General features: G+C 63.3%; 9 protein-coding genes. 8 read left to right on the forward strand and 1 reads right to left on the reverse strand.

Features of this window, described 5'->3' with window-relative positions:
- Positions 1 to 110: 110 nt before the first annotated feature.
- The 5 genes from pstC (at position 111) to phoB (ending at position 5,311) form a co-directional block, all read left to right on the forward strand.
- The gene (gene pstC / locus CO670_RS21855) at positions 111 to 1,592 is read left to right on the forward strand and encodes a phosphate ABC transporter permease subunit PstC (RefSeq protein WP_097592178.1); all 1,482 of its coding nucleotides are present in this window, start codon (positions 111 to 113) and stop codon (positions 1,590 to 1,592) included.
- On the forward strand, positions 1,589 to 2,911 hold the full coding sequence (gene pstA / locus CO670_RS21860) for a phosphate ABC transporter permease PstA (RefSeq protein ID WP_097592179.1): 1,323 nt from the start codon (positions 1,589 to 1,591) through the stop codon (positions 2,909 to 2,911). Before pstC ends, pstA begins: the two co-directional genes overlap by 4 nt.
- A 15-nt stretch (positions 2,912 to 2,926) precedes the next feature.
- Positions 2,927 to 3,742 carry a phosphate ABC transporter ATP-binding protein PstB gene (gene pstB, locus CO670_RS21865; RefSeq protein ID WP_088688365.1) on the forward strand — a complete coding sequence of 272 codons (816 nt, stop codon included), beginning with the start codon at positions 2,927 to 2,929 and terminating at the stop codon, positions 3,740 to 3,742.
- A 43-nt stretch (positions 3,743 to 3,785) separates the two neighbouring features.
- Positions 3,786 to 4,499: a phosphate signaling complex protein PhoU gene (phoU, locus tag CO670_RS21870; protein WP_097592180.1), complete on the forward strand. Its 714-nt coding sequence runs from the start codon at positions 3,786 to 3,788 to the stop codon at positions 4,497 to 4,499.
- A gap of 128 nt (positions 4,500 to 4,627) precedes the next feature.
- Positions 4,628 to 5,311 carry a phosphate regulon transcriptional regulator PhoB gene (gene phoB / locus CO670_RS21875; RefSeq protein WP_003570612.1) on the forward strand — a complete coding sequence of 228 codons (684 nt, stop codon included), beginning with the start codon at positions 4,628 to 4,630 and terminating at the stop codon, positions 5,309 to 5,311.
- A gap of 72 nt (positions 5,312 to 5,383) precedes the next feature.
- Here phoB and CO670_RS21880 read toward each other — a convergent pair whose 3' ends face one another.
- Complete coding sequence (locus tag CO670_RS21880; RefSeq protein WP_097592181.1) at positions 5,384 to 5,917, reverse strand: GcrA family cell cycle regulator; 534 nt, start codon at positions 5,915 to 5,917, stop codon at positions 5,384 to 5,386.
- Positions 5,918 to 6,341: 424 nt separating this feature from the next.
- Here CO670_RS21880 and CO670_RS21885 point away from each other — a divergent pair, with 424 nt between their 5' ends.
- The 3 genes from CO670_RS21885 to CO670_RS21895 all read left to right on the forward strand — a co-directional run bounded on the left by CO670_RS21885 (position 6,342) and on the right by CO670_RS21895 (position 9,555).
- Positions 6,342 to 7,541: an aspartate aminotransferase family protein gene (locus tag CO670_RS21885; protein ID WP_097592182.1), complete on the forward strand. Its 1,200-nt coding sequence runs from the start codon at positions 6,342 to 6,344 to the stop codon at positions 7,539 to 7,541.
- 18 nt (positions 7,542 to 7,559) lie between these two features.
- Positions 7,560 to 8,474: an ornithine carbamoyltransferase gene (gene argF / locus CO670_RS21890; protein WP_097592183.1), complete on the forward strand. Its 915-nt coding sequence runs from the start codon at positions 7,560 to 7,562 to the stop codon at positions 8,472 to 8,474.
- A gap of 88 nt (positions 8,475 to 8,562) precedes the next feature.
- Positions 8,563 to 9,555: an Hsp33 family molecular chaperone gene (locus CO670_RS21895; RefSeq protein WP_097592184.1), complete on the forward strand. Its 993-nt coding sequence runs from the start codon at positions 8,563 to 8,565 to the stop codon at positions 9,553 to 9,555.
- The last annotated feature ends 75 nt before the right edge of the window (positions 9,556 to 9,630 follow it).

Consider the following 9,630-nt stretch of genomic DNA (forward strand, 5'->3'; position numbering starts at 1 on the left):
CGTGCCGGGAGGCGCAGGGTTGGAATTCCTTCTCCAATGATTGGAAGCTGAAGGCAGGCTGGTGCAGCCGCCCGCGCTTTTTGGGGGCCTCGGGCCTGGGGACGTAACGAATGAGCACATCCGTCATACTTTTGTGCCTTGTGGTGATCGGCGCCGCCGCCTATCTGGTCGCGCGCGGCCGTGCCGCGGCACTTGCCGGAGGCAGGTCCTCCGCACTGCATTCACGGCCGGCCTATTACGGTTCCTATGCCGCGATCTGGGCGGTTCTTCCCGCCCTCATCGTTCTCTGCGCCTGGCTCTCCATCAGCCCCGGCATCATCCAGTCCTCGGTTCGCGGCGCTTTCCCTGACGATGTCAAGGCGCAGCCGGCAGTCGAGCAGGATCTGAGCTATTCGATGGTGGCGACGGTCGCCCGCGGACTGACGATGCTCACGCCCGACGAAACGTCGGCAGTCGCCGCCGATCCGGCCGCCCTGCAGGCCAAGCTCAGCGAAAAGGGCGTCCCGCTCGCCGGCCAGCCGCAGCCTTACATGGTCGAAGCCGCCAAGACGCTCAATTCCATGAGCATGACGAGCCGTCTCGCGATGACGGTGGTGGTTCTCGCTCTCGCCGTTGCCGGCGCCTTCTACGCGCTACGCGCCATCGCACCGCGCTTCCGGGCCCGCAACCGCGTCGAGCGCGTCATGCTCTGGGGCCTGCTGCTCGCCTCCTCGATCGCCATCCTGACGACGATCGGCATCGTGCTGTCCATGCTGTCCGAAGCCGCGCGCTTCTTCGCCGCCGTTCCCGCCGGCGAATTCTTCTTCGGCACTGTCTGGGATCCGCGCTTTGCCGGCGCCGGCAGCTCGTCCTTCGGCCAGTTCGGCCTGATCCCGCTGCTCCTGGGCACGCTTTATATCGGCCTGGTCGCCATGCTGGTCGCTGTGCCGGTCGGCCTCTTCGCCGCCATCTACATGGCCGAATACGCCTCGCCGAAGGTGCGCGGGATTTCAAAGCCGCTTCTCGAAGTGCTCGCCGGTATTCCGACGATCGTCTACGGCTTCTTCGCGCTCGTGACCGTCGGTCCCTTCCTGCGCGATTTCTCCGCGCAGATCAGCGGCTTGCTCTCCGGCAGCTACAGCAACTTCATCCAGGCGCAGAGCGTTCTGACGGCCGGTATCGTCATGGGCATCATGCTGATCCCCTATGTTTCCTCGCTGTCGGACGACATCATCACCGCCGTGCCGCGGGCGCTGCGTGACGGTTCGCTCGGCCTCGGCGCGACGCGCTCGGAAACCATCAAGAAGGTGGTTCTGCCGGCGGCTCTTCCCGGCATCGTCGGCGCGCTGCTGATGACCGCTTCGCGCGCCATCGGCGAAACCATGATCGTCGTGCTGGCCGCCGGCGTCGCCGCCCGCATCCAGATCAATCCCTTCGAGCCGATGACGACCGTGACCGTCAAGATCGTCAACCAGCTGACCGGCGACCTCGAGTTCACCTCGCCGCAGACGCTGGTTGCCTTCGCGCTCGGCATCACGCTGTTTTGCATCACGCTTTGCCTCAACATCTACGCGCTCTACATCGTGCGCAAATACCGGGAGCAGTACGAATGACGAATATTGTTTCCCCCGCCGCCGGTATCACCATTTCCAAGGCTCCCGCTCGCCGTGATATCGGCATCAAGCGCCGCTACGCCGCCGAGCGCCGGTTCCAGGCCTATGGCATCGCCGCCATCGCCTTCGGCCTCGTCTTCCTCTTCGTCCTGCTGTGGACGGTCATCGGCAACGGCTACACCGCCTTCCAGCAGACCGTGATCACCCTGCCGGTCGAATTCTCCGAGAAGACGATCGACCCCAACAACAAGCGTGCGACCGATCCTTCGGTGCTGATCGCCGCCAATTATCCGGTCCTCCTGCGCGATGCGATTGTCAAGCAGCTGAATATCAACGCTTCCAGCAAACCTGACGTGCGTGATGCGACGGCCATGCTCTCCAAGGGCGCGCCGATCCAGCTGCGCGATATGGTCGTCGCCGACCCGTCGATCATCGGCAAGACGGTCAACGTCACCGTGCTCGCCGATGCCAATGTCGACAGCGCCAACAAGGGCCAGATCGATCTTTCCGTCGATGAGAAGAACCGCAAGGTCAACGACAAGCAGGTCGCCTGGATGAACCAGCTGAAGGCGAGCGGCGCTCTTCAGAAGGATTTCAATACCGGCCTCTTCGTCAACGGCAATTCCAGCCGCCCGGAGGCCGCAGGCCTTGGCGTTGCCCTCATCGGCTCGCTCTACCTGATGCTGATCGTGCTGGCGCTTTCGCTGCCGATCGGCGTCGCCGCCTCGATCTATCTCGAGGAATTCGCTCCGAAGAACAGGCTGACGGACCTGATCGAGGTCAACATCAACAATCTCGCCGCCGTTCCCTCGATCGTCTACGGTCTGCTCGGTCTGTCGGTCTTCATCAACTTCGTCGGCCTGCCGCGCTCGGCCTCGCTGGTCGGCGGCCTGGTGCTGACGCTGATGACGCTGCCGACGATCATCATCGCCACCCGCGCAGCACTGCGCGCCGTGCCGCCGTCGATCCGCGCCGCAGCGCTCGGCCTTGGCGCGTCGAAGATGCAGATGGTCTTCCACCACGTCCTGCCGCTCGCCATGCCCGGCATCCTCACCGGCACGATCATCGGCCTGGCCCATGCGCTCGGCGAAACCGCGCCGCTGCTCTTGATCGGCATGGTCGCCTTCGTCGCCAACGCGCCGGCGACACCGCTCGATCCCTCGACGGCCCTGCCGGTGCAGGTCTATATGTGGGCGAACGAGGCCGAGCGGGCCTTCGTCGAGCGTACTTCGGGTGCCATCATCGTCCTGCTCCTGTTCCTGATCGTCATGAACATGGGCGCCATCCTCTTGCGTCGTCGCTTCGAGCGCCGCTGGTAAACGGAGTTAAACATCATGAACATGTTGACGGAAGCTGCAGTTGAAAAGGCGCTGGATCAGAAGATGAGCAACGTCCCGTATAAGATGATCGGACAGGATGTCTCGGTTTACTACGGCGAGAAGCGCGCGCTTTTCGATGTGAACCTGAATATCCGCGAAAACACCGTGACCGCCCTGATCGGCCCCTCTGGCTGCGGCAAGTCGACCTTCCTGCGGAGCCTGAACCGCATGAACGACACGATCGACGGCTGCCGGGTCACCGGCAAGATCACCCTCGACGGCGACGATATCTATGATCCCGACATCGACGTCGTCGAACTTCGCGCCCGCGTCGGCATGGTCTTCCAGAAGCCGAACCCGTTCCCGAAGTCGATCTATGAAAACGTCTCCTACGGACCGCGGATCCACGGCCTTGCCAAGTCGAAGGCCGATCTCGACCAGATCGTCGAGACCAGCCTGCAGCGCGCCGGCCTCTGGAACGAGGTCAAGGACCGCGTGCATGAATCCGGCACCGGCCTCTCCGGCGGTCAGCAGCAGCGTCTCTGCATTGCCCGCGCCGTCGCCGTCAGCCCTGAGGTCATCCTGATGGACGAGCCCTGCTCGGCGCTCGACCCGATCGCCACCGCCAAGGTCGAGGAGCTGATCCACGAGCTGCGCGAGAACTACACGATCGTCATCGTCACGCACTCCATGCAGCAGGCGGCCCGCGTTTCGCAGCGCACCGCCATGTTCCACCTCGGCAACCTCGTCGAGGAGAACGACACCGACAAGATGTTCACCAATCCGGACGATCCGCGCACCCAGGACTACATCATGGGCCGCTTCGGCTGATTCTGGCGACACGACGTCTTCCCGTTATTCGAGGATAAAGCCCATGGCATCGACACATATTTTTTCTGCCTATGATGATGATCTGAAGTTCCTGTCCAGGCGGATCTCCGAAATGGGCGGCCTGGCCGAGCAGATGGTCAGCGAATCCGTACGCGCGCTCGTCAACGGCGATACCGCCCTGGCGCAGAAGGTCATTTCCGACGACGTGGTCCTCGATCACATGGAACGCGAGATCGGCGACAAGGCGATCGTCACCATCGCTCGCCGTCAGCCGATGGCGTCGGATCTGCGCGAAATCATGGGGTCGATCCGGATCGCCGCCGATCTCGAGCGCGTCGGCGACCTCGGCAAAAACACCGCCAAGCGCGTCATCGCCGTGCAGGCGACGGGCGTTCCCCGCAAGCTCGCCCGCGGCCTCGAGCATCTGTCGGAACTGGCGCTCGTGCAGCTCAAGGAAGTGCTCGACGTCTACACGACGCGCGCCGCCGACAAGGCCAAGTCGATCCGCGAACGCGACAACGAGATCGACGCCATGTATACCTCGCTGTTCCGCGAACTCCTGACCTACATGATGGAAGATCCGCGCAACATCACAAGCTGCACGCATCTTCTCTTCTGCGCCAAGAACATCGAGCGTATCGGCGACCACGCCACCAACATCGCCGAGACGATCTATTACATGGCGACCGGCGCACAGCCGGAAGGCGACCGTCCGAAGGACGACAGCGCCAACACCGTCGGCGCGGTCACGGAATAACCGTTCCGGGCCAGCCGGTTGCGCGCCCGCGGGGCGCGCAACGAGGTCACAGCCAATTCTGATTTTGCGCAGGATCCGTGCTTGAATCGTCTTCGGTTCAAGGGTCGTGCGCGAGGAGACCGAGACGCATGATCCCGAGAGTTGCAGTTGTTGAAGATGAAGAAGCCCTCAGCGTGCTTCTTCGCTACAATCTCGAAGCGGAAGGCTTCGAGGTCGATACCATCCTCCGCGGCGACGAAGCCGAGATCCGGCTTCAGGAACGCACGCCCGATCTTCTCATCCTTGACTGGATGCTGCCCGGCGTCTCCGGCATCGAGCTCTGCCGGCGCCTGCGCATGCGGCCGGAAACCGAGCGCCTGCCGATCATCATGCTGACGGCGCGCGGCGAGGAGAGCGAGCGCGTCCGCGGGCTTTCGACCGGCGCCGACGATTACGTCGTCAAGCCGTTCTCGACCCCCGAGCTCGTCGCCCGCGTCAAGGCCATGCTGCGCCGCGCCCGTCCGGAGGTTCTGTCGACTGTGCTGAAATGCGGCGATATCGAGCTCGATCGCGAAACGCACCGCGTCCATCGCAAGAGCCGCGAAGTCCGCCTCGGCCCCACCGAATTCCGCCTGTTGGAATTCCTGATGTCCTCGCCGGGCCGGGTCTTCTCCCGCTCGCAGCTTCTGGACGGCGTCTGGGGCCACGACATCTATGTCGACGAACGCACCGTCGACGTCCATGTCGGTCGCCTGCGCAAGGCGCTGAACTTTTCCAACATGCAGGACGTCATCCGCACCGTGCGCGGTGCCGGTTATTCGATGGAAGCGTGAGGGCTTCCATTATTGCTTTTACGAAAAACGGGCCTTTCGGCCCGTTTGACATTTCAGGATAGTGGTGTCCGCTCAGCTGACCCGGGCGGCGGCCCGGCGGCGTTCGTTGACGGGCTGGTAGGCGAGGCGCTGGTGATAGCTGCAATAGGGCGAGTTGTCGGGGGACTCGCAGCCGCAGAAATGGAAGTCTTCCTTCAGCGGATCGCCGACCGGCCACTTGCAGGTGCGTTCGGTGAGTTCCGTCAGGCCGAGGCGGCGGGAGATCGGCACGACCACGTTGCCGGCCGGCACATATTCCATTTCCTCGACGGCTTCGACCTCGATCTCTTCCTTCAGCATCGTTGCGCCCTGCTGGCGGGTCACGGTGCGGGTGGTGATGCGCGAGGCGTAATTCGGCGCACGGGGCGCCGAGGTGTTGCGCTTCGGCGTGCGCGCGGCGGTCGCCGTGCCGCCGGCCTTGGCGCGGCCCGGGAGGCTCAGCCGGTGCACTTTGCCGATAACGGCGTTTCGGCTCACGCCGCCGAGCTGCGCCGCGATCTGGCTGGCGCTCAGCCCTTCGGACCATAGCTTCTTGAGTTTCTCGACCCGCTCGTCTGTCCAGTTCATGCCCTGTCTCCACCTTTTGCGTTGGTGATGGCAGAATCCCTCACCGTTGTCCCGGAAGCCTCCGAAACAAGAAACGCCTGATCAATTTTGGTGACTAGTTCCGCCGCATGCAGTCTAGTAATTGAACTTTAACCTAGTGTGAGGCTGACTCCGTGACAAGAGTCGCGGGAATCCGGATGAATCGAATTTCAAGTTTTCCCCAACTTGCTGCCCCCGCGTGTCATTTCTGCAATAATGCCTGTTGAAGGCTGAAAATGCCGCTGTACAAGCGTGCTGCATACGCTAAGGGCGCAGTTTTGTTGACATTGCAGCGCGAAAAGGAAATAGTACCGCTCGCCGCCGCAAGGCGGCATTTTTGATTTTTCGGGCATTGTTTTCTTAGCCGGAGTCCGCTGCCCATAACTTTAGATCGGGAGACCGCGCCATGGCTGAAGCCGCGCCGCTTTATGACACCTATTCTCGTGCCCCGTTGCGGTTCGAGCGAGGCGAGGGCGTATGGCTGATCACCGAAAGCGGTGAGCGTTATCTCGATTTCGGCGCCGGCGTGGCCGTCACGTCCGTCGGCCACAGCAATCCGCATGTGGTCGGCGCGCTGAAGGAGCAGGCCGACAAGGTCTGGCACCTCTCGAACATCTATGAGATCCCCGGCCAGGAGCGCTTGGCGAAACGCCTGACCGACATAACCTTCGCCGACAAGGTGTTCTTCACCAATTCGGGGGCGGAAGCGCTGGAATGCGCCATCAAGACGGCGCGCCGCTATCAGTTTTCCAAGGGTCATCCCGAGCGCTTCCACATCATCACCTTCGAAGGCGCCTTCCATGGGCGCACGATCGCGACGATCGCCGCCGGCGGCCAGGAGAAATATCTCGAAGGCTTCGGCCCGAAGGCGCCGGGCTTCGATCAGGTGGTGTTCGGCGACATCGATGCCGTCCGCGCCGCCGTCACCGATGCCACGGCCGCGATCCTCATCGAGCCGGTGCAGGGCGAGGGCGGTGTGCGCCCCGCCACCAACGAATTCATGAAGGCGCTTCGCCAGCTCTGCGACGAAAAGGGCCTGCTTCTGATCCTCGACGAGGTCCAGACCGGGGTCGGCCGCACCGGCAAGCTCTTCGCCCATGAATGGTCCGGCGTCACACCCGATATCATGGCCGTTGCCAAGGGCATCGGCGGCGGCTTCCCGCTCGGCGCCTGCCTTGCGACGGCCGAAGCGGCCTCGGGTATGAAAGCCGGTACGCATGGCTCGACCTATGGCGGCAACCCGCTTGCCATGGCCGTCGGCAGCGCCGTGCTCGACATCATTCTCGCCGACGGGTTCCTTCAGCAGGTGCGCGACGTCGCGCTCGTCTTCCGCCAGGGGCTGGCTTCGCTGAAGGATCGCTATCCCGATGTGATCGAGGATGTGCGCGGGGAGGGCCTTCTGCTCGGCATCAAGGCCGCCGTTCCCTCGGCCGAACTGCTGCAGGCGATCCGCGAGGCGCATCTGCTCGGCGTGCCGGCCGGCGATAACGTCATCCGCCTTATTCCCCCTCTCGTCGTCACCGCCGAGGAAGCCCGCGAGGGCCTCGTCCGCATCGAGCGCGCCGCTGAAAGCATTCGCGCCTCCAAGGTGAAGAAGACGGCTTGAACGAGGTAAGAACACGATATGGCTCCTAAGCATTTTCTCGACCTTTCGGCGGTCACATCCTCCGATCTCAGAACCATCATGAACGATGCGCTCGCCCGCAAGCAGGCCTTCAAGGCCGGCAAGGGCGACAAGCCGCTCGCCGGCAAGATGCTGGCGATGATCTTCGAGAAGCCGTCGACGCGCACCCGCGTCTCCTTCGATGTCGGCATGCGCCAGCTCGGCGGCGAGACGCTGTTCCTCTCCGGCACCGAAATGCAGCTCGGCCGCGCCGAGACGATCGGCGATACCGCCAAGGTGCTGTCGCGTTATGTCGATGCGATCATGATCCGCACCACCGAGCATTCGCGCCTGCTGGAACTTGCGGAGCATGCGACCGTGCCTGTCATCAACGCGCTGACGGACGATACGCACCCGTGCCAGATCATGGCCGATATCATGACCTTCGAAGAGCATCGCGGGCCGATCAAGGGCAAGACCATCGCCTGGACCGGCGACGGCAACAACGTGCTGCATTCGCTGGTCGAAGGGGCCGCGCGCTTCGGCTACCGCATGAACATGGCCGTACCCCTTGGTTCGGAGCCCAAGGATCACTATCTGAACTGGGCCCGCAATGAGGGCGCCGAAATCATGCTCTGCCATGATGCCGACCGTGCGGTCGCCGGCGTCGATTGCGTGGTGACCGATACCTGGGTCTCCATGAATCAGGAACATCGGGCCCGGGGTCACAACGTCTTCCAGCCTTATCAGGTCAACGCGGCCTTGATGGCCAAGGCCGGCAGCGATGCATTGTTCATGCATTGCCTGCCCGCCCATCGCGGTGAGGAAGTGACGGATGACGTGATCGACGGCCCGCAATCCGTGGTCTTCGATGAGGCGGAAAACCGCCTTCATGCGCAGAAATCGATTCTAGCTTGGTGCCTGGGCGCGATCTGAACCATAATCGGACGTCGTGAGTCAAAGCTCGCGACCGCGCGAGCGCCGGGCACCTTGGCCGTCGCTCTGACAATGAGGAGTGAAAGCCATGGCAGAAGCTGCAGCCGTTCTAGGCCAGTTCGATTTCGCCGGCGATGACCATGTCGTCCCCTTTCAGGTGGAAGGCCTGGATGTGCGCGGGCGCGCCGTCCAGCTCGGCCCGATGCTCGATGCGATCCTCGAGCGCCATCATTATCCGGCGCCCGTCGCCCGGTTGCTCGCCGAAGTCGTCGTGCTGACGGTGCTGCTCGGCACCTCCTTGAAGTTCGAGGGCAAATTTACGGTGCAGACCAAGGGTGACGGGCCGGTCGATCTTCTCGTCGCCGATTTCTCGACTCCGGAAAACGTCCGCGCCTATGCCCGCTTCGATCAGGCACTGCTGAACAGGGCCATCGCATCGGGCGAAACCGAGCCGGAGCAGCTGCTCGGCAAGGGCGTGCTCGCCTTCACCATCGACCAAGGCAAATTCGGCCAGCCCTATCAGGGCATCGTCGCGCTCGACGGCACCTCGCTCGAGGACATCGCCGGCGTCTATTTCCGCCAGTCGGAACAGATCCCGACGCGCGTGCGCCTTGCGGCGGCCGAGCTCTTCGATCGCGATGAGGCGGGCAAGCCGCGCCATCGCTGGCGGGCCGGCGGCCTTGTCGCACAGTTCCTGCCGGAGGCGCCGGAGCGCATGCGCCAGCCGGATCTCCACGGCGGCGACGGCGACACCGGCGACCGCCCGCATGGCGAGGATGACGCCTGGGCCGAAGCACGTTCGCTGGTCGAGACCATCGACGCCGATGAGCTCACCGATCCCCAGGTCGGGACCGAGCGGCTGCTGTTCCGCCTGTTCCACGAGCGCGGCGTGCGCGTCTACGAACCGCGGGCGGTCTTCGATCGCTGCAGCTGTTCGCGCGAAAAGATCGGCACCGTGCTGAAGGGCTTCAGTGCCGAGGAAATCGAAGCAAGCCAGGAAAACGGCGAGATCGCCGTTACCTGCGAATTCTGCTCGACCACCTATCGCTTCCAGCCGACCGAGCTTCAGCCGGCGGAATAGTTTTCGGCGGCGCTCCGATAGCGACCCCTCACTATAACCCTTGTAACTTCCCTTTACCCGCTATTGGCGTAGTAC

Origin of the sequence: Rhizobium sp. J15 (genome assembly GCF_002531825.1) — a bacterium.
Lineage (GTDB): Bacteria > Pseudomonadota > Alphaproteobacteria > Rhizobiales > Rhizobiaceae > Rhizobium.

Excerpts from the sequence above, each read along its gene's own strand:
- pstC (WP_097592178.1), top strand. The coding sequence starts at position 111 with ATGAGCACATCCGTCATACTTTTGTGCCTTGTGGTGATCGGCGCCGCC.
- pstA (WP_097592179.1), top strand. The coding sequence starts at position 1,589 with ATGACGAATATTGTTTCCCCCGCCGCCGGTATCACCATTTCCAAGGCT.
- pstB (WP_088688365.1), top strand. The coding sequence starts at position 2,927 with ATGAACATGTTGACGGAAGCTGCAGTTGAAAAGGCGCTGGATCAGAAG.
- phoU (WP_097592180.1), top strand. The coding sequence starts at position 3,786 with ATGGCATCGACACATATTTTTTCTGCCTATGATGATGATCTGAAGTTC.
- phoB (WP_003570612.1), top strand. The coding sequence starts at position 4,628 with ATGATCCCGAGAGTTGCAGTTGTTGAAGATGAAGAAGCCCTCAGCGTG.
- CO670_RS21880 (WP_097592181.1), bottom strand. The coding sequence starts at position 5,917 with ATGAACTGGACAGACGAGCGGGTCGAGAAACTCAAGAAGCTATGGTCC.
- CO670_RS21885 (WP_097592182.1), top strand. The coding sequence starts at position 6,342 with ATGGCTGAAGCCGCGCCGCTTTATGACACCTATTCTCGTGCCCCGTTG.
- argF (WP_097592183.1), top strand. The coding sequence starts at position 7,560 with ATGGCTCCTAAGCATTTTCTCGACCTTTCGGCGGTCACATCCTCCGAT.
- CO670_RS21895 (WP_097592184.1), top strand. The coding sequence starts at position 8,563 with ATGGCAGAAGCTGCAGCCGTTCTAGGCCAGTTCGATTTCGCCGGCGAT.